This is a genomic window from Lysinibacillus piscis (assembly GCF_026012395.1).
GTDB lineage: Bacteria > Bacillota > Bacilli > Bacillales_A > Planococcaceae > Lysinibacillus > Lysinibacillus piscis.
In genome coordinates this window covers 1-23134 of record NZ_BRZA01000012.1, presented here as the reverse complement: position 1 = coordinate 23134, position 23134 = coordinate 1, and the positions used below count along the sequence as shown (strand labels likewise).

Below are 23134 nucleotides of genomic sequence, written 5' to 3'. Positions count from 1 at the left end.
TTATTTTATATAGCCAAATAGATGGTTTTCATTTTCAAATGATGCACTAAAAATAAAAGCTCGTCACTGATACATAGTCAGTAACGAGCTTCCTCTTGATTATTCTCTGAAATTTTTCAAATAACGTAATGGTAGCTCCATACGTGCTGTTTTATTGGGATCAACGATTTGACTAATCCGCAATTGCCCTGCCAATGATAATAAATGAATGGCCTCTGTATCAGTTAAATCGGTGAATGCTTTTACCACTTTGACCATGTTTTTCGTTGCTAAAATCGCTGCCGCATCTAATGTTTTGGCTGAGGCAATCATACTAATAGCATCATCCTTAATTAAATAAGGCGTTGGCACAGCATGATTTTTTAGAACACGAACTGTAACTGTTACCTCGGCAGGCACTTCCGCACCACAAACCGATACCTCTCCATCACCCATGGCAGCATGGCAATCACCTAACGCTAGTAATGCCCCTTCAATATTAACAGGTAAGTAAAGCTTTGTGCCTTCTGTAATTGCTGTTGTATCCATATTGCCACCATGTGCATCAGGTATACCACAGCTAATTGGGCCAATTTCCTTTGGTGGTGCTGTGCCAATGACACCAATCATTTTATTGATAGGAATTTGAATATCCTTTGTAAATTGCAGGACATCTTGTACAATTGGCACACGTTTAATGGTCATTGTTGTCAGCTCATCGCCCATCACGCCTAATTCAGGACCTGTCATAAACGTAGCCATATCGCCAATCGCAATCGTCTGAATTGTTACCTCTAGTACATCACCAACCGCTGCATCCTCTATAAAAACAGGACCTGTGGCAGGATTAATTTTTTGCCAATCTAATGCTTCAACGACTTGCTCCTCACTTATCACTTGATTCGTAAAACAATCATATGTCTCAAATGTAATTGTATCTCCACTTTGCACGCTCAAAACAGGCTCATTGTCTGCACTCATCGCATAAATGGCATGCTCTTTTTGAATATAATGTTTCACCATTCCATTCCATCCCCCTTTGCCTTCTATCATAGCAAAAGCGAGTACTACTTTGGAAAATATTTAAACCATTTATATACTACAAGCATAGCACTTACAATGCACGGTATCAAAAAAAGGAAGCCTATTTTTGTATGGTAACCCACTAGTAATAGCATCATCACTTGAAAAGAGACAACTGTCATACAAGCAAAAACAGCAAGCACTATCCTATTCATACGCTCTAAATGTTTGAATTGAGGAATGGAGAATAACACAGCAAGCACGAAAAAAATTGCTGCTGGAATCACAATCATATCGCCTATTTTCGATTTGAACACGAATTGTACTACTTTAGATGTAACAGACAATACGATACCTATGAATAAAAAGATGATGTTTGACTGCATAAGGCTCTCCCTTTTCCATCTAACCTAGTTCTCCACCTTCTTCTCCATCACATTAATCCCAATACCCATTAACACCACAGCTATAAATACTAATAAGCTAAACGGTTGAAGCAATGCTGTATAGGCGCTCTCATCAATCGTTACACCTTTCAATATTTCTAAGCCATATTTAATCGGTGAAATATAAGATAATGCTAAAATAATTTTGGAACTCACAACCTCTAACGGCCAATAAGCTCCTCCTAGCATGGCAAATGGCACAGCAATGACCGTCATTGCAGCATTAAATTTCCCTGGTGTATTCGTTATCGAAGCTACAAACATAGCCAATGCGACAATACATAGTAAATATGGAATAATGGCTAATAAGCTTGCCACAAACCCACCATAAAAATTAACATCGACAAAGAAATAGAAAATGCAAAATACCAATACAATTTGGAAATAGCCACTTAAAAATGTGTACACTAAATTGGCTACATATACTTCCCATTTTTTAATACGTGACACAATGAGTCTATTCCAAATGCCATTTCTTCTCTCCATTACAATATGATTCACACCATTGGCTACCGTGTAAATAACCATAAATAATGTGAAGCCAAACAGACTGTGTAGCTTGCTATCATATTTGAACGCTTCCTCATGTCCAAAGCCCTTGTACTGTATGGCAAAGGCTGGTGTTTCTTTAGCATGTGCAACAATGCTTGCTACCTCAGCTTGTCGCGCCTTTGGAAAAGCATCCAGCAAAGCGGTCTCGTTCAGTCGATTTGCATAAATAGCAGTTAATTCATTTTGTAAAATTCTCGTATCCATAAAATCAACTGCTACGAGCAAATGATAGGCATCTTCCTGTAAAAAAATAGCGACATCCACTTGCCCATCTTTCACAAGCTGTCTAGCCTTTTGCTCTGTATATAACGTATAGTCAAGGTCAGCCAACTTGCGTAACTCTTCCATCGTTTGTGCTGTCGCTTCTTCCTTCATTGTAGAAGCAACTGCTATCGGCTGTTTTCCTTGCTGCCCCGCTCCCATTAAATAAGCAAATAGACAAATAATAATTGTGCTAACAATATAACCACCTGGTCTACGAAGCAATAATAAAAATTTTGTTTTTAAAATTGTCATCATGCAATGCCTCCTCTTTTTGGAAATACGAGAAAGGCACATACAAAGAACATAATCGCTAACACGCCCAATGTGCTTAAATAAGGCATAATTTGTGCCAGGTTACCACCTTGCTGAATCGTTAAATAGCTTTGTAATGCCGCTCCATTTGGTGTGAAGTAGCCAATCCTTGCAATATCAGGCATAATGCTACTTAAGTTAAAGAAGCTTCCCCCTAATAATGCCAAAATCGCTACAATTGAAGAACCAAATAAATTAGAGGCACTGACGGAATTGAATTTATAATTGATAGCAGACAATACGGCGGTCAGCCCACCAACGACAAGTGCAATCATAAATGTTGTGACGATATAAAGTGACCATGGCCCATATGACACATCAAATACTAGATGCGCAAAGATAAATAATATAAGCATTTGAAGCATCGCCAAAAAAACCGTAGATATAATAATCGCTACTAAATAGATAGCGGGATTTATGTTGGCTAACAGAATGCGGTCAAAAATATGCTTATCCTTTTCTAAAAATGCCTGACCAGCAATCGTACCCACCCAATACATAATAAACATAACGCCCATACTGAAAGAATAATACGCGCTGACTGACACAGGCTGCTGACCATTAACCGTTTCAATAGAAGATGATACTTTAGCTATTGGTATAGTAAAGTCTGCTTCTATCATCCCTTGCTCCGCCAAAGCGTTCATCAACGTAAATTGATATTGATATGTGTCTACTATCCGTTTGACCACCGTTGTGGCAATTTCTTTATCGTCATTTAAATAAATTGGTAATACAGGTGCTGTATCCTGCTCAAAAATAGACAATAAAAATTGCTCTGTAAAACCGCTTGGCACCTCAATAATGGCATCATATACGTCATCTTGCTTTGCCTTTGCTATCTCCTGTGGTGTAATGGTTGTGACTTGTAGAAAAGATGTCATCTCTTCATTGTCAAATACTTCTTTTCGTAAAGTGGCTATCGGGAGCATTTGTTGTAAGCTAGGTAGCATATTACGTCCTATACCAAATGTCTCACCTTTATCCTGCACAAATGTCTCTAATGCTACATTTTCATCCTCATGCATAGCAAAGGCCACTTTTATTTGAATCGCCTCACTATTACCATCTAGTAATGAGCCTAAAGCAAAGCCTATAATCGAAATTAAGGCAATTGGCATTCCAAGTAAAATCAATAACTCTTGAGGACTTCGCCATATGAGTTTTAACTGTTTCTGAATAAGCGCTAAAAACATCCCAATCCCCCCTAATTCCGTAAAGCCCGACCTGTCAAATGTAAAAATACATCTTCAAGTGTCGGCTCTTGGACATGGAAGCTTTTCAAAACAATACCATGTGTCTCACATAACGGTAGCACAATAGGTAAAAAATCCGTATGTTTTGCTACGTTGAAGGAAATATGAGATTCCTTTACTTGTATATTCGATAAAACTCCCTGCTGCAAAAGCTCTTCAACGAAAGGCTTGGAATGTTTTTCAAGTTTGAGTTCAATTGTTTTTTCAGAGGACAGAATGGCTTTAATCTCTTCCTTCGTACCTGTTGCAATAATTTGCCCTTTGTCCATAATATAAATGCGGTCACATAAATACTCGACCTCTTCCATGTAATGACTTGTATAAATAATCGCTGTATTGGCCTCTTTATTGAGCTTTTTCACCGTTTCTAAAATATAATTTCGAGATTGTGGATCAATACCTACTGTCGGCTCATCCATAATTAAGTATTGTGGCTCATGTAAAAGCGCAACACCAATGTTCAAGCGTCGTTTCATTCCACCTGAATAATGCTTCACAGGCTTTTTCAGCTCCTGCTGTAAGCCAATTTGCTGAAGCACAGTCTCAATGCGCTCCTTTAATTTCCGCTTTGGAATTTTATGAATACTGCCGAAAAACTCTAAATTCTCCTGTGCTGTCAATTCCTCATATAAGGCAATATCTTGTGGAACAACTCCTAAGACATTTCTTAATGCAATAGGATGCTGTAGTACGCTTTTTTGCTGCAATAAAATATCGCCCGCTGTTGGTTGTATTAATGTGGATACCATCGCAATGGTCGTGGATTTCCCTGCCCCATTTGGACCAAGTAAGCCCACTATCTCACCTGGCTCGATATACAAATTCACATCATTGACGGCTTTTACTTTTTTAAAGGACTTGGTTAAATTGACGACTTCAATCATATACATTTCCTCCTTTTTTATAGCATAACAAGCCAAAGTAGCTACTGACGACTAGCCAATGTCACAAACAGAAGTGACGGAGGTCATATTAATCTACAAGACCATTCCGTACTGCATAAATGGCGAGCTGTGTACGGTCTCGTAAGGCTAATTCATTTAAAATATGGGTTAGATGATTTTTTACCGTACCGATGGATAAAAAGAGTGTGGCTGCAATTTCCTTATTCGTTTTCCCCTCCCCAACGAGCTTAACAATTTCTAGCTCACGGACTGTTAAATTAGCAAGCTGTGGACATGGAACGCGCTCTACCGATTGCTGGAATAGCTTGGGCATCAGTTTTGCAGCGACATCCTCCTGAATCACCATCCCTCCATCTAACACACTATGAATACTAGCTAGTAGTTTTTTAGGCTCAGAGGATTTAACAAGAAAGCCACTTGCCCCATCCTTTAATGTTTGATAGGCATATTCCTCATCATCAAAGGTTGTTAAAATTAATATTTTTAACTTCGGAAAACGGCTATGTATATGCTTTGTTGCCTCTATACCGTTCATATTTGGCATCCGAATATCCATTACAACAAGGTCAATATGCACTTGCTCAAGTAGGGATAGTGCCTCTAATCCATCACTCGCCTCCGCTGTCACTTGTAGCCTATCATCCTGTTCAATAATCATTTTTAAGCCGTTCCGTACAATTGTTTGATCTTCCACAAGCAGTATACGTTTTGTCATTGCAATCCCTCCATTATCGGAAATGTACCTTCCACTATAAAATACTGCTCTGTTTGATAAACATGAAAAGTACCACCTATTTCATGTAGGCGTTCCTCCATATTTTTCAAACCAAAGCCATAAACAATCGCGCTTTGCTCTAACGATTTATTTTTTACAGAAAAGCAAACTTGCTGCAAGGAATCTCGTCCTAGCAAAATCTCTACTTCCTTTGAATCACTATATTTCATAGCATTCGTCAAACATTCCTGTAAGACACGGTAAAGGACAACACTTTGACGATTAGAGATGGGCACAGATAGCACGCCTTTTTCAATAGTAAAGCGCATATGTAAGCGACTTTCCATTTCTAAGCGTCGTATTAAGTGTAAGACAGATTGGATACCATATGTGTCATTCGCCTTTAATTGACGAACAGCATATCTTGTGTCATCTAGACTTTGCCTTGCTAGCTGCTTAATATCCTCTAAAGCTTGGTCTGTGTTCTGGATAGATAGCATTTCTACCTGCATCAGTAAGGCGGTTAAATTATGTCCAATAGCATCATGCATATCACGTGCAATATTCGTTCTCTCCTCCGCACGTACAAGCTGCTCCTGTTCAACAGATAACCGCTTCAATGCTCGATACTGCCCTAACAACGCTGTATATAGTTCACCTTTTTCAGTCGTTAATTGGATATAGTGGCGTAATAACAACGCACAACTAGAAATGACTACTAATAAAAGCGCTATATACAATGGTAGCCATTGTAAAAATATAAATAGACTACTATTCACATTAATCAGTCCAAGCAAGAAAATATACGGTTTCGTCTCCAATGAAAAAGCACTTTCTACAATAAAAAAGGCAATGAGCGGCAAAACATACAATATATCTAGCGAGAGCAAGGCACTACTAAACAGTAGCAGTACGATACAGCTATAGCTTAAAAAGCGTAATCCCTTTAATAATGGTAGGATAAAATATAGACATAAAACAGTTGCACATATAAATAAAGCAATAGGTAGTGCATCATTTACTTGATATGTATGGAACAGAAAAATGAAGATTAATAATAAAAGGCAGCTAATACGCACACTAATATATGCCATGTTCTCTCTCCTTTTTAGTCATGCTAAGAAAATTTTTAATTTTTAATCTAATTTTAACCTTTATCCTTTAAACTAGTATTTAAAGTCTAGTATATTTTGAGGAGGTTTTGGAATGAAAAAGCAATTAATCGCTGGCACAATGGCAGTAGGTCTATTATTGACTGGTGCATCTCCATCTTTAGCAAACACATCTGTTGCACCAGTATCCCCAATTGATTTAAGTTCTATGGATTTAGAAACAGCCCTGATGATGGTGCAACAACAAAGAGCTAACTTACTAGAATCACAATTAAAGGGTCAAGTTGATGCTATTCAAGCTAGAAATGCGCAAGTTGCAGAATTAAATACACAATTAGGCGCTTTACAGGTGGCTAAATCACAAGCACAAGCGAACAAAGACGAAAAAAAGGTAACAGAACTTGATACGCAAATTCAAATGCTAAAGTCACAAATTGATGCCATCAATAGCTCTCAGCAAATGGATATGTTGCGTATGCAAAGCTTAACAAACAAGCGTAATGAAGCCTTTGAAGTGATGACAAACTTTATCAAAAAAATGTCAGATAGCCGTTCTTCTATTCTTGGTAATATGCGATAAAGTAGCTAGCAGAAAAAGCTTGTTGTTGTCACTACATTGCACTCATGCTTCCGCACAATAAACATTTGTCGAATATCTACAAATCCTTTCAACACTATGAGCAGAAATGTTTTCACAACATTTCTGCTTTTTTTAGTTCTTGCGCGTTAGTGAAATGGTATGATGTTAAGCAGATGAATCATTTGAAAGGAGCTTTACCATGCAAACTTTACAGCAGCAATGGTTTGGCAACATACAAGCTGATATTTTATCAGGTATCGTTGTTGCACTGGCACTTATCCCTGAAGCTATTGCTTTTTCTATCTTAGCAGGTGTTGACCCAATGGTTGGTCTGTATGCCTCCTTCACAATGGCAACAGTTATCGCCATTGTTGGTGGTCGACCTGCGATGATTTCTGCCGCAACTGGTGCAATGGCATTGGTCATTGTCGATTTAGTCGCAGACCACGGCTTACACTATTTATTAGCCGCAACCATTTTAACAGGACTCATTCAAATTTTACTTGGGGTCTTGGGTATTGCGAAGTTGATGCGCTTTATTCCCAATTCCGTAATGATTGGTTTTGTGAATTCACTAGCTATTTTAGTATTTTTAGCACAGCTTCCTCATTTTATTGGTGGTAATGGCATAACGTATGTATTTTTAATTATCACAATTGGCATTGTCTACTTTATCCCTAAATTTTTCAAGCTGATTCCTGCGCCATTAATTGCTGTTATTATCTTAACGACGGCAGCCATACTTTTACATCTTGATGTTAAAACCGTTGGCGATTTAGGCGCTGTCCCTACTAGCCTACCTACTTTTTTACTGCCTAATATTCCATTGACATGGGAAACGTTCGCTATTATTTTACCTTATTCATTGGCGCTAGCTGTTGTCGGTTTACTCGAATCGCTACTGACTGCACAAATTTTAGATGATATGACAGATACAAAGTCCAATAAAAATATGGAGGCACGTGGACAAGGAATTGCCAATATTATCAATGGCTTTTTAGGAGGGATGGCTGGCTGTGCGATGATTGGTCAGTCGATGATTAATGTGAAATCGGGCGGTCGTGGTCGCTTATCTACATTGGTAGCAGGTGTCTTTTTAATGTTTTTAATCGTGGCACTTAGAGATATTGTAATTGCTATTCCAATGCCTGTACTCGCAGGGATTATGGTGATGGTGGCGGTATCTGCATTTGATTGGGGTTCATTGAAATATGCCACCACTGCACCGAAATCTGATGTTTTTGTGATGCTTACTACCATTATTATTGTACTCTACACAGATAATTTAGCGATTGGTGTTGTTACAGGTATCATTATTAGTGCTCTATTTTTTGTATCTAAAATCTCCAAAGTTAACATTACCAGCACGAATGGTACATATATCATCGAGGGACCTTTATTTTTTGCCTCTACGAAAGCCTTTATTGAGCAATTAGAGCTTGCGACGGAACAGCACGTCACAATTGACTTAACAAGTAGTCATTTATGGGATGAATCCAGCGTAGGCGCTATTGTCAAAGTCGTGAGTAGGCTTGAGGAAAAAGGACAAACCGTACAAATTATCGGTATGAACCCTGCTAGTCAGGCACTTTATCAAAAATTAGTCGGATTATCATAGGAGGCGTTTCAATGTACCAACATATTGTCTTAGCAGCAGATGGCTCTGAAAATGCGTTACGTGCGGCTCGGGAAGCTGTAAAAATCGCTACACTTTCACCAAATACGCTTGTCGATATTATTTACGTGGCAAGCTTCGATCAGGCACGAGCGGATATGCTTCATGCCGCTTCACCTGATAGCCTACTATTAGAGCGTAAACGCAAAGTAGCGACTGTGGAGCAATTACTACTAGAGGCACAAATTCACTACAAGGTGACGATTTTAAAAGGAGAGCCTGCACCTGAAATTATTAAATACGTCAATGCACAAGCAGTAGATTTAGTGATTATCGGTAGCCGTGGCTTAAATGGTTTACAGGAAATGGTGCTAGGCAGTGTCAGCCATAAGGTGATGAAGCGTGTGAATTGCCCTGCTTTAATTGTCAAATAAAAGACTAAAAAGCTGTTCTGCGCTTAGGAACAGCTTTTTGCTTTATTTTAATTTCATACGATCTAATAAAAACCCACCCTTAAACGACTTCGGCTCATAGGAAATAATGAAAGCATTTGGCTCAAACTGCTCGACAATTTTAAACAGCTCTGCCTCCCGATTACGCTTCGTTAAAATTTCGTATTTGTAGCGATTACTGTCTCGCCCCTCTCCCACATAAATCGTCACAGCGAAGCCTTCACTCCGCAAGAAGCTAACAAGCTCTTCATTTTTTTGCTGCGTATTAATCGTTGTATAAACATAGCCGATTGCTAACTTTCGTTCAATTTTCGCCCCTACAAAAATCCCTAAACCAAAGCCAACTGCATAAACAATCATCGCTAAAATACTTTGGTCGCCACTAAATACAAGAGATAGCCCAAATACATAAATAAGCATTTCCACCATACCAAATATTGCAGCCAGCAATGTCACATTTTTCACTAAAAATATGGTACGTAGTGTCAGAAAAGGAACATAGATTAATTGAAGAAGAATAATCAAAATAATATTGTACATAGACAGAACCTTTCTCGTATATTTTCCATATGGAAACTTTCTGCTATTGTATGGTGGAACATATAGAATGTCAATCATCCAATATACTCCAACACACTTATTTGATATCTCCAACGTTTATACAAAAGAAGAAAGGTTGTGTACATATGTAGCAGGAAATTATTCATAAATAAATAGCCACCTATTTTGAGTACACAAAATAAGTGGCTGTAATGTTATTTATATACGACATGCTTTTTACGGTTTGGGCCAATCATATTAAATAAGACGTTCAATAAAATCGCTGTGACAGAGCCACATACAATCCCATTTGATGTGATAATGGCAATCCCCTTTGGCAATGCGGCAAAAATCTCTGGGACAATCGATACGCCAACACCAAGACCGACTGCAACCGCTGCTATCATGGCATTTTCCGCTGATTCATTCATAACAGGGACAAGCATGCCCATTCCCTGTGTAATCACCATCCCAAACATTGCAAGCATTGCCGCACCTAACACAGATGTTGGAATAATGGTTGTTAATGCAGCAACTTTGGGTAGGAAGCCCAACGCTACAAGCATTGCACCTGTAATATAAATGACTTTGCGTTCCTTTGCCCCCGACATCCGCACTAAGCCAACATTTTGCGAAAATGTTGTATATGGGAAAGCATTGAAAAGCCCACCAATAACAGATGCTAGACCCTCTGAACGATAACCACGAGCTAAATCCTTAGAATCTAGCTTTTTCTTACAAATATCACTTAATGCAAAATAGACACCTGTTGATTCGACTAAAGATACCATTGCTACTAGTGTCATTGTTAAAATAGACGCTATATCAAAGGTTGGCATTCCGAAGTAAAAGGGCTGCACCATATGTAGCGTATCTGCCTCTGACACAGGCGTAAAATCCACTTTACCCATCAAAATGCCGATAACCGTTCCTGACACTAGACCAATTAAAATCGAGATTGCACGAATAAAGCCTGTTGAAAAACGATATACGACTAAAATAATCGCGAGTGTGATAAATGCTAAAGCTACATTTGAGCCAGATGCAAAATCTGCTGCACCTTGTCCACCAGCCATATTATTTAATGCAACTGGCAACAACGAAATCCCGATAATGGATACAACAGAGCCTGTCACTACAGGTGGGAAAAATTTCACTAGCTTGCCAAAGAAACCTGCAATAATGATAACGATAACACCTGATGCAATAATCGAACCATAAATAGCTGTAATCCCTTGCTCAGGATTTGTGCCAATTGCAATAATTGGGCTTACCGCTGTAAATGTACAGCCTAGTACAACGGGTAAACCAATGCCAATAAATTTCCCCGAATACACTTGTAAAAGCGTTGCAATCCCACACATCATAATATCAATTGCCACTAAATACGTCATTTGTGTGGAATCAAAGCCGATTGCACTTCCAATAATTAATGGCACTAAAATCGCACCTGCATACATAGCTAATAAATGCTGGATTGCTAATGTAGTTGACTTCATGATATTCATCGTACTTACGCCTCCGTAGCAAATGTCACATTGCCATCCTCTAACGAATCAATAATCGCTAAAGATTCGACACGAACACCCTGCTCACGTAATAATTTACCACCATCTTGGAAGCCTTTTTCAATGACGATACCTACACCAACAACGTGTGCACCTGCTTGCTGTACAATATCAAGTAAGCCTTTGACTGCCTCACCATTTGCTAAAAAATCGTCGATAATTAATATATTATCGTCTGCATTTAAAAAGTTACGTGATACCGAAATATCATTTGTTTCATTTTTCGTAAATGAATGAACCTTTGACGAATATAAATTATCCGATAATGTTAATGATTTACGCTTACGTGCAAAGACTACAGGTGCTCCGATTTCTAACCCTAGCATGACAGAGGGTGCAATACCTGAAGATTCAATCGTCAATACCTTCGTAATTACTTGATCGGCAAAACGATTGGCAAACTCATGCCCAATTTCCTTCATCAGCTGTGGATCGATTTGATGGTTTAAAAATGAATCCACCTTTAGTACTGTCGAAGATAATACTTTTCCTTCTGCTTTAATTTTGTCATGTAGTAATTTCATATGCTCAAACTCCTTTAATGAATAATAAAAAACGCTGAATCTTTTGCTATGAACGTAGCAAAAGATTCAGCGTCTACACATTGAATGTATATAGAAAATAAACATATTCTCTAAAGCCTTGCTACCCATAGTCGATTCATTTACGGTAAATCGGTAGAAACTCGCGAGCCTTATTCTCGCTATTATATGAGTGAATTTAATTTTTCGGAATTCACTGGCATTTCGACTTTTTTTCAATCGTAATGTTCGTGTTTTATAATCAACGCTACTGATTATAGCAGACAATATACAGAGATGCTAGTCATTATTTTTGTAAATGATATGGCACTGTCATAATGACGACATTTTTGTGAAATAATAGTGCCGCACGAATTAATAGACTGGATTGATTGTGCAGCATATGGTGCCAGCCCTTTTTTGGTAAAAATTGCGGGATAACCACGGTTACTTGGTAGCCAGACTTATCATATTGATGCTCTACCTTATCAATAAATTTCATCAGCGGCTGTGTAATGCTTCTATAGGGTGAATAATAGGTCACTAATCGTACATCAGGCTGCCATTTTGCCCATTTTTCCTCGAAAGCCTTAGCCTCAACTTGGTCAAAAGCTACATAAAATGCCACCACTTTTTCAACATGTAGCGATTTTACATAGTGCAGGGAATTTTCAACGACCTTCGTCATACCTGCTACAGGGATAATAAACAAATTCCCTTCAATAACTGGTAACTCTCTCTTTTCTAAACGCAATTGTTCACCAACAGCTTGATAATGCTGCTTAATACGATGGAATATCAAAATAATGAGTGGCACGAAAATGAATACAGGCCATACTTGCGGTAATTTTGTCACAAGGAACATCATCGCTACGATAAAGGAAATAACTGCACCAAGCAGGTTAATAGCTAATTTCCCTATCCAGCCATCCGACTTGTCATACCACCATTTTCGTACCATGCCTACCTGTGCCAATGTAAATGGAATAAATACACCCACTGCGTAGAGTGGAATCAAATGCTCCGTCGCTCCATCAAATAATACAATTAACATAATTGCTGCTATACCTAGCATCACAATCCCATTTGAGTAACCAAGACGGTCACCACGAACCTGAAAAATTCTAGGAATAAAACCATCCTTCGATAAATTAACGGCTAATAATGGGAAGGCTGAATAACCTGTATTAGCAGCTAACACTAAAATCATCGCTGTTGTGCCCTGTATAATATAATAAAACATATTGCGTCCCACACTTGCCTCTGCAATTTGTGAGACAACTGTTTCCTTGCTATTCGGTACTATGCCATAAAAATAAGCTAGTAGAACGATACCTACAAATAAAATAGCTAAAATTCCACCCATTGCCAATAAAGTTTTAGAGGCATTTTTCGGCGCTGGATCCTTGAAATTTGGAATAGCATTTGAAATGGCCTCTACCCCAGTCAGAGCTGAGCTTCCTGATGCAAAAGCCTTTAATAAGATGAACAAGCTAATACCTGTAACAGGTGTACCAATTGGTGCATGCAGTGTATCTGGTACTTGCCCTGTGACAACATTATAGACACCTACACCAATTAACACTAACATAACAACGACAAATAAATAGACTGGATACGCTAAAATAGAGGCTGATTCTGTCACACCCCGTAGGTTTAACAATGTTAAACAAATCACAAAAAATATAGCGATCGCCACGTTATGTGCATGTAAACTTGGAAAGGCTGATGTAATCGCATCTGTTCCAGCAGATACACTTACTGCCACTGTTAAAATATAATCAACAAGTAAAGAACCTCCAGCCACAAGCCCTGCATTCACGCCTAAATTTTCTCTTGATACAACATACGCTCCACCGCCATGTGGGTACGCAAAAATCACTTGTCGGTATGATAAAATCAAAGCAATTAGCAAAACAACAACACCTACCGCAATCGGTAAGGAATACCAAAATGCAACCGTACTAACTGTCATTAGTACCAACAATATTTGCTCAGGTCCATATGCTACGGAGGACAAGGCATCAGATGATAAAATAGCCAATGCCTTTGTTTTGCTCAGTTTTTGTTCTCCTAATGCCTCCGATTTCAACGGTTTCCCGATGACATAACGTTTAAATGAGGATTTCATTTGATAACACCTTCTGTTTCCTTAGAATGTGTTTCGCCTTTCTAAATCCATTGCTGCCCAGTGAAAACATTTCTCTCCACAACTAAAAAACATCCACAAGCCATTACGAAATACGACTTGTAGACATTGATTTGTCTACAAGCTTCAACGTTTCTGCTCTTAACGCTTACGAGGTTAGCTGTCGGATTCGGACCAGAGTAGCCCTATTCTCCATTAAGGAGAAATTCACCCCAAGGATTGCTTATACATTCCACGATTATTGGGTCCCCCGTGTTTAGTTACTTCAGCGATTTAGAAATTTGAAACTTTTATAATGATGTCATATTACGCTCATTGTTAAAAAAAGTAAAGTGGAAAATTTTTTCGATTCCCAAAGAAAAAGCTTCACATTTTTTCATCTTAGGAGTAAAATGATAACATTAAATTTTTCCTTAAAGAAACTTTTTTTGATATAGGATACTTTTTGAAATGAGGGAACAAAATGATGAATAAAAATATAGCAAAAGCATCGACTGCCTATCCTTCGCTTTCACAAGGAAAAACAGCTGCTGAAGCTGTACTTGATGGTGAAGTTAAAGGCTGGCAACGAATTCTACCATTTCTTGGTCCAGCCTTTATTGCAGCAGTTGCCTATATTGATCCAGGAAATTTTGCTACCAATATTACAGCAGGCTCACAATATGGCTATTTACTTCTTTGGGTTATTGCCTTTTCTAATTTAATGGCTGTGTTGATTCAATCTTTATCTGCAAAGCTAGGGATTGCTACTGGTAAAAACTTGCCAGAAGTAGCTCGTGAGCATTTTTCTAAAAAAACATCTATCTTTTTATGGATGCAAGCTGAATTAGTCATTATTGCCACGGATCTCGCTGAATTTATCGGAGCGGCATTGGGACTTTATTTATTATTTAATATTCCGATGTTGCCTGCAGCACTGATTACAGTAGTTGGTTCATTTGCCATTTTAGAATTGCAACGTAGAGGCTTTAGAGCATTTGAGGCAGGCGTTTCAGGAATGGTATTAATTGTAGTATTAGCCTTTGCCTTTCAAACTTTTTTAGCACAGCCAAATTGGGGTGAAGTAACAGTTGGTATGTTTGTACCACATTTCGATGGGGCATCCTCTATTTTATTGGCTACAGGTATTTTAGGCGCTACTGTGATGCCACATGCTATTTATTTACATTCATCTTTAACACAAAACCGTGTTATTGGTCGTAATGATGCTGAGAAAAAGAGAATTTTCCGTTTTGAGCTGGTGGATATTATTATTGCCATGATTATTGCAGGGGCTATCAATATGAGTATGCTTATTATTGCAGCAGCTGTTTTCCATACAAAAGGAATGGTCGTAGAAGATTTAGATGTTGCCTATAATGGCCTGCACGATGCCCTCGGTCCAATGGCAGCTATTTCATTTGGTTTAGGTCTTTTAATTGCAGGCTTAGCAAGCTCCTCTGTTGGGACACTTGCAGGTGATGTTGTCATGCAAGGCTTTATCCAACGAAAAATTCCATTGTATTTACGACGCGCGATTACAATGCTACCACCTCTTGTTATTATTGCTTCAGGTGTGAATGCAACCTATGCACTTGTCTTAAGTCAAGTGATTTTATCCTTTGGTATTGCTTTTGCTCTTGTGCCACTTGTGCTATTTACAAGCAAGAAAGCCATTATGGGCAATCTAGTTAATCATCGTATCACTACTACCTTAGGATGGCTCGTTGTTGTGATTGTCATTACATTAAATATTTATTTACTCTGGGAAACATTAAAATAGCCAAAGTCCATTAAACGACTTTGGCTATTTTCTATATTTAAGCTTTTATGAAGTTCGGATCAGCATATGCTGGGTTTGGATATTTGTAGAAACCTTCACCTGTCGCTGCACCTAATTTTCCTTGGTCGATATACTCGGTTTTAATTTTTTCTGCAATCTCTTTAGCACATGGAACACCACGCTCTGCTTTCGCTAATTGCAAATTGTATGGTGTTGTCATACCGATAATATCAAAAATAGCAAATGGCCCTCTTGGTGCACCAGTTGAAATCATCCAATTTTTATCAATTGCTTGTGGCTCTGCAACGCCATTCGCCCACAACCCAAGTGCAGCATCTAAAAATGGTACTAATAGTGAATTTAAAATATAACCCGCTTGCTCTTTATAAAGACGGAATGGAATCATTTTAATGGAACGAGCAAATGCTTCTACAATGTCCGCATATTTCGCATCAGTACCAGCATGTCCCATAATTTCAGCCACATTATTTTTCCAAATTTCATTGGCAAAATGCAGTGCTAAAAATTTCTCAGGACGACCTGTAAATTGCGCAAATTGACTTGGTAACATTGTGGATGAATTCGATGCAAAAATCGTTTTTTCTGGCGCAACGCTAGCTAGCTTCGTATAGAAATCTTGCTTAATTTCTACTACTTCAGGCACTGCTTCAATCACTAAATCAGCATCCTTCACAGCTTCCGCTAAATCAGCACTATATTGGAGACTATCAAATGCTTGTTGTGCATGTGTTATATCACTAAAATATTCACCATATACACTCACAAGATGTTGGAAGCGTTCCTTTGCCGCGGATAATGCTTGCTCATTAATATCATACACTGTTACATTATAACCAAAAAACGCTGTTTGAAACGCAATTTGACTTCCTAAAACACCGCTACCTGCAACTGTAATATGTTTTAACTCCATGAAAAAGCCTTCTTTCTTTTTATTATATTGTCAGTATAGCTTATTATTTTAATATAACCAAATAATATACCATGAAATTTTATCCGACAAATAGAAAGACTGCTCTGCCATCTTGACCTATTCCTTCACCTGTAAATCGCACTCTTTCAATGGTAATATTTTCGTTTTATGCTTAATTTTATATCCAAACCATAGAAGTAAAAATAAAGGTATACCGATATATGATACAAGAATACCGTACCAATCAATACGATCCCCTGTAAATGCTGTATAATTTTGACCAATCACAACAATTAAACAAATCGTTAAAGCAAATAATGGCCCGAATGGATACCATTTCGCTTTATAAGGTAGCAAGGTTACATCCATCCCTTGAGCTACAAATGCTCGACGGAATCGGTAATGGCTAAAGGCAATCCCTAACCAAGCAATAAAGCCTGACATCCCTGAAGCATTCAACAACCAGCTATAGACAATACCATCGCCAAAAAAGGATGCTAAAAATGCTAAACAACCAATTGCTAATGTCGCCATTAACGCATAAACCGGAATGCCTCGGCGGCTTAATTTCATGAAAACTTTTGGTGCTTGACCTTCTTTTGCTAATTGCCAAAGCATACGTGATGCCGCATATAGACCTGAATTTCCTGCTGACAACATCGCTGTTAAAATAATCGCATTCATGAAAGAAGCTGCAAAAGCAATTCCTAAACGATCAAATACCAGCGTGAATGGAGATACGGCTATGTCCTCTGACAGTAAACGTGCATCTGTAAACGGAATTAACATGCCAATGGCTGCAATCGCCAAAATATAAAATAACACGATGCGCCAAAATACGGATTTTACTGCTTTCGGAATATTTTTCGCAGGATCATCGGTTTCACCCGCTGTCACACCAAGTAATTCAGTCCCTTGAAATGAAAATCCTGCTGCAAGGAATATCCCGAACATCGCCAGAAAGCCACCATGAAACGGACCATCTTCAATAAAGAAATTCGTAAAACCTACAGGTGCTTGACCTCCTAAAATACCAAAAATCATTAAAAAGCTCACGATAATAAATATAATCACAGTTGCTACTTTAATCATCGCAAACCAATATTCACTTTCTCCATAACTTTTTACAGATAAGAGGTTGAATGTTAGTACAATCACTATGAATAATACTGTCCAAAGAGTCGAGGAGCTATTAGGAAACCAATATTTCATAATTAACGATACAGCGGCAATCTCTGCAGCAATCGTAATCGCCCAGTTATACCAATAATTCCACCCTAGTGCAAAGCCTAAAGCTGGGTCCACAAATTTGGCAGCATATGTGCTAAAAGAGCCTGACGATGGCATATATGCTGCCATTTCCCCTAAACTCGTCATCAAAAAGTAGACCATCACACCGATTAAAGCATAGGCAAGTAGAGCACCACCTGGGCCAGCTTGTGCAATTGCACCACCACTCGCTAAAAATAACCCTGTGCCAATTGTTCCTCCTAAAGAAATCATTGTAATATGGCGGCTTTTTAATACTTTTTGTAGCTTTGGCGTTTTATGCCCAAGCTGATTCATTTTTATTTCACTCATTTTAAAGCTTCCTTTCTAACTTTTGAGACAAAAAAATACCACCACAGGGCACTGTGATGGCTATAGTCATCCTCATTTTTCATTGATAGCACAACACGTTGTCCAAACGTGACAGTTCTGTTCCTTTCGAAAACAGCCCCAGCATGAAGATTACAAGTTCCTCCACACTTCGGCAGTATTTCCTTTCCACTAACTTCCTCAATGCTTGTCATTTCCATTAGTGTACTCTTAAATACCGCGACCTCTACCTCATTCTATATGAGGCATATCAGTATTAAATTTATCCCGTATTAACAGGCTGTAAAATCCAAAAAACATGTGATGAAATCCATCTGCTTAAATAGAGAGTTAACAGCCTGTAAAAACCCGATTGGTGAAAACTAACAATCAGTGAGGATAAAAACCCCCACTGATTGAAGATTCACTTTATGATGTAGACTACTGTAACATACTGATTATAATATGGCAATAGTATAATCAACGTTCATTATTTTGTGAATTTTCTACTATTTTTGTATGTATGGTAAAAGTGGTATAGTGTTGTAATGTAGAATAAGGAGGATTTATTTTGACTACAGAAAAATATTCTAATAAAACATTTCACTGGAACCGAGCAACGTTCTTACTTGTACTAGGCATCATTTTTATCGCTGCCACACTTAGAATGCCTCTAACGGTTGTCGGTCCTATCATAGCTTTTATCCGAGATGATCTTGGTATTTCTAACGTACTGGCTGGCTTTTTAACAACAATTCCCGTACTCGCATTCGGCATTGTCTCACCGATTGTTCCAAAAATTGCACGCAAATTCGGACTAGAATTGACGCTGTTATTCGCTATGAGCATACTAGCTGTTGGCATTCTTTTACGTTCTCTTGGCACAACAGAGCTTCTTCTTTTAGGAACAATTGTCATTGGTGTAGCTATTTCGTTTGGGAATGTCTTAATTCCAAGTTTATTAAAGCTAAAATTCCCTTATCATATTGGTTTGTTAATGGCTGTCTATACATTAGCAATGAATATGACAGCTGGTTTAGGTGCAGGTATTAGCTATCCACTTGCTCATTCTTCTTTTGGCTGGCAAGGAGCTTTAGCTGTTTCTTTAGGTTTAGCCGTAATTGCTGTTTTTATTTGGCTACCACAACTGAAATTTAATCAACCAGAGCCTGCGACGCTTACCGAGAAGGTTAGTAAACCTCTTTGGAAATCACCTATTGCATGGGCAGTGACAGGCGCAATGGGTTTCCAATCCTTATTATTTTATAGTACAGCGGCTTGGATTCCTGAAATTTATATTGCCCAAGGGATGGCGGCTGATCAAGCTGGGTGGATGTTTTCTATTATGCAGTTCGCTCAGATTCCATTTGCCATTATTATACCTATTATTGCAGGTAAAATGACCTCTCAGCGACCACTTGTTTATGTATTCATTATGCTTTATTTGATTGGCTTTCTTGGAGTCGTTATGGAATGGACGAGCCTCGCTATTGTTTGGATGATTCTTCTTGGCTGTGCAGGTGGTGCGTCATTCGCATTAGCAATGATGTTCTTTACATTGCGCACACGTACAGCCTATGAAGCTGCGGATTTATCTGGCTTTGCTCAATCACTAGGTTACTTACTCGCAGCAACAGGTCCTATTCTATTCGGTTATCTGCACGATGTATTAGGTGATTGGAGTCAAGCTGGTTGGTTTTTCATTGTCGTTGTAGTTATCCTGTTTTTCTGTTCCATACAGGCCTCTAAAAATAAATATATCCATTAAGCCAAAAGCACTTGTGATATTCAACAAGTGCTTTTCCTATTAGTCATATAGTGGTTTTTGATAAAAATAGTTCGGTGTATGATATATATTGACATATGGTTGGTGAAAAATATGTGTTGTTGCTGGAGCCATAGGTGGGATAAGCCATGCCCAATTACCTGTCACAGCCCTCCCTGCCGCCTCTTCAGCTCCTTCAAATAGCTTAAATTGTTGGGCTGCTGTATGATGGTCAACAATACTCACACCATCCTCTTTAAATGAATGCAACACAGCAATATTTAATTCTACTAATGCTCGGTCACGCCATAAAGATGCCTGCTTCGTTGTATCTAAATCAAAAACCTCTGCAATGGCTGGTAATAGATTATAACGTTCATAGTCCGCCAAGTTACGCGCCCCTATCTCTGTCCCCATATACCAACCATTAAATGGTGCTGCCTGAAAATCAATCCCTGCTATTTGCAAACGCATACTTGAAATAATGGGCACAGCATACCATTTCAAATTTAAAGTGGCGAATTGTGACTGTTCTGGATGGCGAATTGGTACTTCTAATATATAGTCATCAGGAATGCTATACCATTGTGGGTCACGACCATCTACTTGTACTACAAGCGGTAATACATCAAATGCCGTACCATTACCACGCCATCCTAGTGATTCACATACTTTCGTAAAAGCAATAGATTGCGGATCACCAATCACACCATGCTCTTTTTTATAGCCCGCATAACGAATCAGTTGATGATTCCAAATTCGTACTTTTTCTGGTGCGAATATAGTAATTGTTGGGCGAATCTTACCATCATTTGTAGCATAGGCAATATGGTTAAGCAATGCTGTAAAAATGTCATGCTCAGTTCGTAAATGCCGTGCATCCTCCACATGTAAGGATTTCCAAAATAAACGCCCAATACATTTATTACTATTACGCCAAGCTACCTTTGCGCCAAATTGAAGCTCCTCTGTTGTTGGAATATATTCCTCATCTTTTTCAATTTGCTGTAGTCTTGTAGTTAGCCATTCTTTCGGTTGATTTTTTTCTGTTTGATATAGCATCAAAAATTGCTCTATTTCTTGTAAGTTCATATAAAATTCCTCCATCACACTCATCTTAAAGGAAAAAGTAATGATGCACTATGAAAAAACACACTAATAAACATACATATTTGATATATGTAATCTGCACTATTTCCACACAAAAGCAGATTAAGAGATTCAAGCATCCTATTTTTTATCTATATCAAGTATTTGGATAACGCAAAAAATGCAGTAAATGCCTTTACAAGACACTTACTGCATTTTAAGATAATGACCCGTACGGGATTCGAACCCGTGTTACCGCCGTGAAAGGGCGGTGTCTTAACCACTTGACCAACGGGCCATGGCTCCGAAGGCAGGACTCGAACCTGCGACAACCTGATTAACAGTCAGGTGCTACTACCAACTGAGCTACTTCGGAATAATGGTGGGCCTAAATGGACTCGAACCATCGACCTCACGCTTATCAGGCGTGCGCTCTAACCAGCTGAGCTATAGGCCCATTATTCTTTATTCTTTGGAGCGGGTGATGAGAATCGAACTCACGACATCAGCTTGGAAGGCTGAGGTTTTACCATTAAACTACACCCGCATAATGATGGTGGGTCAGGACGGAATCGAACCGCCGACACTTAGAGCTTCAATCTAATGCTCTACCAACTGAGCTACTGACCCACAAATGGAGGAGGTAGAGGGATTCGAACCCCCGCGCGGTGTTACCCGCCTGTCGGTTTTCAAGACCGATCCCTTCAGCCAGACTTGGGTATACCTCCATAATTATAAAAGAAAAATTGGTGGAGCCTAGCGGGATCGAACCGCTGACCTCCTGCGTGCAAGGCAGGCGCTCTCCCAGCTGAGCTAAGGCCCCCAATAATTAAAAAAGTAAATCGGAATGACAGGATTCGAACCTACGACCCCTTGGTCCCAAACCAAGTGCTCTACCAAGCTGAGCTACATTCCGATAAATAGCATAATTTTGGCGCGCCCGACAGGAGTCGAACCCATAACCTTCTGATCCGTAGTCAGACGCTCTATCCAATTGAGCTACGGGCGCTACGTAGTGAAAAGTAATATAAAATTGATGAGCCATGAAGGACTCGAACCTTCGACCCTCTGATTAAAAGTCAGATGCTCTACCAACTGAGCTAATGGCTCATAAAGAAGAAAAAATGGCTGGGGTACTAGGATTCGAACCTAGGCATGACGGAATCAAAATCCGTTGCCTTACCGCTTGGCTATACCCCAATATTAAAAATGGGGCGACTGATGGGAATCGAACCCACGAATGTCGGAACCACAATCCGATGCGTTAACCACTTCGCCACAACCGCCATAATATATGTAGTAACATAGTATCTATATACTAGCAATCATACAAAAACCTGGCAGGGGCAGTAGGAATCGAACCCACACCAAAGGTTTTGGAGACCTCTATTCTACCGTTGAACTATGCCCCTAAAGACTGGTGGAGGGGGACGGATTCGAACCGCCGAACCCTAAGGAGCGGATTTACAGTCCGCCGCGTTTAGCCACTTCGCTACCCCTCCATGGGATGGTGCCGGCTATAGGAATCGAACCCACGACCTACTGATTACAAGTCAGTTGCTCTACCTGCTGAGCTAAACCGGCAAAAAAAATAATGGCGGTCCCGACCGGGATCGAACCGGCGATCTCCTGCGTGACAGGCAGGCATGTTAACCGCTACACCACGGGACCAAATATGGTGGAGGATGACGGGCTCGAACCGCCGACCCTCTGCTTGTAAGGCAGATGCTCTCCCAGCTGAGCTAATCCTCCTGGGTATTATGCCTAGCGATGTCCTACTCTCACAGGGGGAATCCCCCAACTACCATCGGCGCTAAAGAGCTTAACTTCCGTGTTCGGGATGGGAACGGGTGTGACCTCTTTGCCATCATCACTAGACTTTTTTGAAAGGGTTTATTCTTTCAAAACTGGATAAACGGTTCATTGTCTTTGTCACATGTTTTTGGTTAAGTCCTCGATCGATTAGTATTCGTCAGCTCCATGTGTCACCACACTTCCACCTCGAACCTATCTACCTCAT

The 23134-nt window shown here is 39.2% G+C and carries 19 protein-coding genes, 17 tRNA genes, 1 rRNA gene and 3 riboswitches; of the genes, 5 read left to right on the top strand and 32 right to left on the bottom strand.

The window, feature by feature from the left end; translation table 11 throughout:
- Positions 1–99: 99 nt before the first annotated feature.
- From OPF91_RS18805 to OPF91_RS18775, 7 genes are all read right to left on the bottom strand, one after another.
- On the bottom strand, positions 100–1002 hold the full coding sequence (locus tag OPF91_RS18805; RefSeq protein ID WP_264990454.1) for an acetamidase/formamidase family protein: 903 nt from the start codon (positions 1000–1002) through the stop codon (positions 100–102).
- 44 nt (positions 1003–1046) lie between these two features.
- Entirely contained in the window at positions 1047–1388 is a 342-nt protein-coding gene (locus OPF91_RS18800; protein ID WP_264990453.1) for a hypothetical protein, read from the bottom strand.
- Positions 1389–1412: 24 nt separating this feature from the next.
- Positions 1413–2516 (bottom strand): ABC transporter permease, encoded by a 1104-nt coding sequence (locus OPF91_RS18795; protein ID WP_264990452.1) that lies wholly within the window; start codon positions 2514–2516, stop codon positions 1413–1415.
- Complete coding sequence (locus OPF91_RS18790) at positions 2516–3772, bottom strand: ABC transporter permease (protein ID WP_264990451.1); 1257 nt, start codon at positions 3770–3772, stop codon at positions 2516–2518. The genes OPF91_RS18795 and OPF91_RS18790 overlap by 1 nt, the downstream gene beginning before the upstream one ends.
- Positions 3773–3783: 11 nt before the next feature.
- A complete protein-coding gene (locus OPF91_RS18785; RefSeq protein WP_264990450.1) occupies positions 3784–4716 on the bottom strand; it encodes an ABC transporter ATP-binding protein in 933 nt (310 codons plus the stop codon).
- Between the two features lie 88 nt (positions 4717–4804).
- Positions 4805–5452: a response regulator gene (locus OPF91_RS18780; protein ID WP_264990449.1), complete on the bottom strand. Its 648-nt coding sequence runs from the start codon at positions 5450–5452 to the stop codon at positions 4805–4807.
- Positions 5449–6546 carry a sensor histidine kinase gene (locus OPF91_RS18775; protein WP_264990448.1) on the bottom strand — a complete coding sequence of 366 codons (1098 nt, stop codon included), beginning with the start codon at positions 6544–6546 and terminating at the stop codon, positions 5449–5451. Before OPF91_RS18775 ends, OPF91_RS18780 begins: the two co-directional genes overlap by 4 nt.
- Before the next feature lie 112 nt (positions 6547–6658).
- On the opposite strand from OPF91_RS18775, the gene OPF91_RS18770 reads away from it, so the two are divergent.
- The 3 genes from OPF91_RS18770 (at position 6659) to OPF91_RS18760 (ending at position 9193) form a co-directional block, all read left to right on the top strand.
- The gene (locus OPF91_RS18770) at positions 6659–7144 is read left to right on the top strand and encodes a hypothetical protein (RefSeq protein ID WP_264990447.1); all 486 of its coding nucleotides are present in this window, start codon (positions 6659–6661) and stop codon (positions 7142–7144) included.
- Positions 7145–7343: 199 nt separating this feature from the next.
- Positions 7344–8762 carry a SulP family inorganic anion transporter gene (locus OPF91_RS18765; RefSeq protein WP_264990446.1) on the top strand — a complete coding sequence of 473 codons (1419 nt, stop codon included), beginning with the start codon at positions 7344–7346 and terminating at the stop codon, positions 8760–8762.
- 11 nt (positions 8763–8773) lie between these two features.
- Positions 8774–9193, top strand: coding sequence for a universal stress protein (locus OPF91_RS18760; protein ID WP_264990445.1), 420 nt, complete (start codon positions 8774–8776; stop codon positions 9191–9193).
- 42 nt (positions 9194–9235) lie between these two features.
- Here the strand turns inward: OPF91_RS18760 and OPF91_RS18755 are convergent, their stop codons facing one another.
- From OPF91_RS18755 to kimA, 4 genes are all read right to left on the bottom strand, one after another.
- Entirely contained in the window at positions 9236–9751 is a 516-nt protein-coding gene (locus tag OPF91_RS18755) for a DUF2179 domain-containing protein (RefSeq protein WP_264990471.1), read from the bottom strand.
- A 215-nt stretch (positions 9752–9966) separates the two neighbouring features.
- Complete coding sequence (locus tag OPF91_RS18750; protein WP_264990444.1) at positions 9967–11259, bottom strand: nucleobase:cation symporter-2 family protein; 1293 nt, start codon at positions 11257–11259, stop codon at positions 9967–9969.
- 5 nt (positions 11260–11264) lie between these two features.
- Positions 11265–11843 (bottom strand): xanthine phosphoribosyltransferase, encoded by a 579-nt coding sequence (locus tag OPF91_RS18745; RefSeq protein WP_264990443.1) that lies wholly within the window; start codon positions 11841–11843, stop codon positions 11265–11267.
- 108 nt (positions 11844–11951) lie between these two features.
- Positions 11952–12053, bottom strand: a riboswitch (purine riboswitch).
- A 94-nt stretch (positions 12054–12147) separates the two neighbouring features.
- Positions 12148–13971 (bottom strand): potassium transporter KimA, encoded by a 1824-nt coding sequence (gene kimA, locus OPF91_RS18740; RefSeq protein WP_264990442.1) that lies wholly within the window; start codon positions 13969–13971, stop codon positions 12148–12150.
- Positions 13972–14120: 149 nt separating this feature from the next.
- Positions 14121–14270: riboswitch (cyclic di-AMP (ydaO/yuaA leader) on the bottom strand.
- Between the two features lie 185 nt (positions 14271–14455).
- Between kimA and OPF91_RS18735 the strand changes: the two genes are divergently transcribed.
- Positions 14456–15751: an Nramp family divalent metal transporter gene (locus OPF91_RS18735; protein WP_264990470.1), complete on the top strand. Its 1296-nt coding sequence runs from the start codon at positions 14456–14458 to the stop codon at positions 15749–15751.
- A gap of 37 nt (positions 15752–15788) precedes the next feature.
- Here OPF91_RS18735 and OPF91_RS18730 read toward each other — a convergent pair whose 3' ends face one another.
- Positions 15789–16682 carry a 3-hydroxyacyl-CoA dehydrogenase gene (locus tag OPF91_RS18730; protein WP_264990441.1) on the bottom strand — a complete coding sequence of 298 codons (894 nt, stop codon included), beginning with the start codon at positions 16680–16682 and terminating at the stop codon, positions 15789–15791.
- A gap of 117 nt (positions 16683–16799) precedes the next feature.
- Positions 16800–18263 carry an amino acid permease gene (locus OPF91_RS18725; protein WP_264990440.1) on the bottom strand — a complete coding sequence of 488 codons (1464 nt, stop codon included), beginning with the start codon at positions 18261–18263 and terminating at the stop codon, positions 16800–16802.
- Between the two features lie 78 nt (positions 18264–18341).
- A riboswitch (Lysine riboswitch) is annotated at positions 18342–18518 on the bottom strand.
- Between the two features lie 313 nt (positions 18519–18831).
- On the opposite strand from OPF91_RS18725, the gene OPF91_RS18720 reads away from it, so the two are divergent.
- Positions 18832–20028: a CynX/NimT family MFS transporter gene (locus tag OPF91_RS18720; RefSeq protein WP_373877073.1), complete on the top strand. Its 1197-nt coding sequence runs from the start codon at positions 18832–18834 to the stop codon at positions 20026–20028.
- Positions 20029–20067: 39 nt separating this feature from the next.
- Here OPF91_RS18720 and OPF91_RS18715 read toward each other — a convergent pair whose 3' ends face one another.
- The 19 genes from OPF91_RS18715 to rrf all read right to left on the bottom strand — a co-directional run bounded on the left by OPF91_RS18715 (position 20068) and on the right by rrf (position 22992).
- The gene (locus OPF91_RS18715; RefSeq protein WP_264990439.1) at positions 20068–21117 is read right to left on the bottom strand and encodes a nitric oxide synthase oxygenase; all 1050 of its coding nucleotides are present in this window, start codon (positions 21115–21117) and stop codon (positions 20068–20070) included.
- Positions 21118–21340: 223 nt separating this feature from the next.
- Positions 21341–21412 (bottom strand) — tRNA-Glu (locus OPF91_RS18710).
- Between the two features lies 1 nt (position 21413).
- Positions 21414–21490: transfer RNA gene (locus OPF91_RS18705), tRNA-Asn, on the bottom strand.
- Positions 21491–21494: 4 nt separating this feature from the next.
- A tRNA-Ile gene (locus OPF91_RS18700) sits at positions 21495–21571 on the bottom strand.
- 16 nt (positions 21572–21587) lie between these two features.
- Positions 21588–21661: transfer RNA gene (locus OPF91_RS18695), tRNA-Gly, on the bottom strand.
- A gap of 7 nt (positions 21662–21668) precedes the next feature.
- Positions 21669–21744: transfer RNA gene (locus OPF91_RS18690), tRNA-Phe, on the bottom strand.
- A gap of 5 nt (positions 21745–21749) precedes the next feature.
- Positions 21750–21842: transfer RNA gene (locus OPF91_RS18685), tRNA-Ser, on the bottom strand.
- Between the two features lie 19 nt (positions 21843–21861).
- Positions 21862–21937 (bottom strand) — tRNA-Ala (locus OPF91_RS18680).
- Positions 21938–21956: 19 nt separating this feature from the next.
- Positions 21957–22030: transfer RNA gene (locus OPF91_RS18675), tRNA-Pro, on the bottom strand.
- Positions 22031–22046: 16 nt separating this feature from the next.
- Positions 22047–22123 (bottom strand) — tRNA-Arg (locus OPF91_RS18670).
- 28 nt (positions 22124–22151) lie between these two features.
- Positions 22152–22224 (bottom strand) — tRNA-Lys (locus tag OPF91_RS18665).
- Positions 22225–22239: 15 nt separating this feature from the next.
- Positions 22240–22314: transfer RNA gene (locus tag OPF91_RS18660), tRNA-Gln, on the bottom strand.
- Between the two features lie 10 nt (positions 22315–22324).
- Positions 22325–22400 (bottom strand) — tRNA-His (locus tag OPF91_RS18655).
- A gap of 52 nt (positions 22401–22452) precedes the next feature.
- Positions 22453–22526: transfer RNA gene (locus tag OPF91_RS18650), tRNA-Trp, on the bottom strand.
- Positions 22527–22532: 6 nt separating this feature from the next.
- Positions 22533–22616, bottom strand: a tRNA-Tyr gene (locus OPF91_RS18645).
- Between the two features lie 6 nt (positions 22617–22622).
- Positions 22623–22698: transfer RNA gene (locus tag OPF91_RS18640), tRNA-Thr, on the bottom strand.
- Between the two features lie 11 nt (positions 22699–22709).
- A tRNA-Asp gene (locus OPF91_RS18635) sits at positions 22710–22785 on the bottom strand.
- Between the two features lie 5 nt (positions 22786–22790).
- Positions 22791–22866 (bottom strand) — tRNA-Val (locus OPF91_RS18630).
- 10 nt (positions 22867–22876) lie between these two features.
- A 5S ribosomal RNA gene (rrf, locus tag OPF91_RS18625) occupies positions 22877–22992 on the bottom strand.
- Between the last annotated feature and the right edge of the window lie 142 nt (positions 22993–23134).

Bases quoted from the DNA above. Each gene is read 5' to 3' on its own strand.
- OPF91_RS18805 (WP_264990454.1), bottom strand. From the start codon at position 1,002: ATGGTGAAACATTATATTCAAAAAGAGCATGCCATTTATGCGATGAGT.
- OPF91_RS18800 (WP_264990453.1), bottom strand. From the start codon at position 1,388: ATGCAGTCAAACATCATCTTTTTATTCATAGGTATCGTATTGTCTGTT.
- OPF91_RS18795 (WP_264990452.1), bottom strand. From the start codon at position 2,516: ATGACAATTTTAAAAACAAAATTTTTATTATTGCTTCGTAGACCAGGT.
- OPF91_RS18790 (WP_264990451.1), bottom strand. From the start codon at position 3,772: ATGTTTTTAGCGCTTATTCAGAAACAGTTAAAACTCATATGGCGAAGT.
- OPF91_RS18785 (WP_264990450.1), bottom strand. From the start codon at position 4,716: ATGATTGAAGTCGTCAATTTAACCAAGTCCTTTAAAAAAGTAAAAGCC.
- OPF91_RS18780 (WP_264990449.1), bottom strand. From the start codon at position 5,452: ATGACAAAACGTATACTGCTTGTGGAAGATCAAACAATTGTACGGAAC.
- OPF91_RS18775 (WP_264990448.1), bottom strand. From the start codon at position 6,546: ATGGCATATATTAGTGTGCGTATTAGCTGCCTTTTATTATTAATCTTC.
- OPF91_RS18770 (WP_264990447.1), top strand. From the start codon at position 6,659: ATGAAAAAGCAATTAATCGCTGGCACAATGGCAGTAGGTCTATTATTG.
- OPF91_RS18765 (WP_264990446.1), top strand. From the start codon at position 7,344: ATGCAAACTTTACAGCAGCAATGGTTTGGCAACATACAAGCTGATATT.
- OPF91_RS18760 (WP_264990445.1), top strand. From the start codon at position 8,774: ATGTACCAACATATTGTCTTAGCAGCAGATGGCTCTGAAAATGCGTTA.
- OPF91_RS18755 (WP_264990471.1), bottom strand. From the start codon at position 9,751: ATGTACAATATTATTTTGATTATTCTTCTTCAATTAATCTATGTTCCT.
- OPF91_RS18750 (WP_264990444.1), bottom strand. From the start codon at position 11,259: ATGAATATCATGAAGTCAACTACATTAGCAATCCAGCATTTATTAGCT.
- OPF91_RS18745 (WP_264990443.1), bottom strand. From the start codon at position 11,843: ATGAAATTACTACATGACAAAATTAAAGCAGAAGGAAAAGTATTATCT.
- kimA (WP_264990442.1), bottom strand. From the start codon at position 13,971: ATGAAATCCTCATTTAAACGTTATGTCATCGGGAAACCGTTGAAATCG.
- OPF91_RS18735 (WP_264990470.1), top strand. From the start codon at position 14,456: ATGAATAAAAATATAGCAAAAGCATCGACTGCCTATCCTTCGCTTTCA.
- OPF91_RS18730 (WP_264990441.1), bottom strand. From the start codon at position 16,682: ATGGAGTTAAAACATATTACAGTTGCAGGTAGCGGTGTTTTAGGAAGT.
- OPF91_RS18725 (WP_264990440.1), bottom strand. From the start codon at position 18,263: ATGAGTGAAATAAAAATGAATCAGCTTGGGCATAAAACGCCAAAGCTA.
- OPF91_RS18715 (WP_264990439.1), bottom strand. From the start codon at position 21,117: ATGAACTTACAAGAAATAGAGCAATTTTTGATGCTATATCAAACAGAA.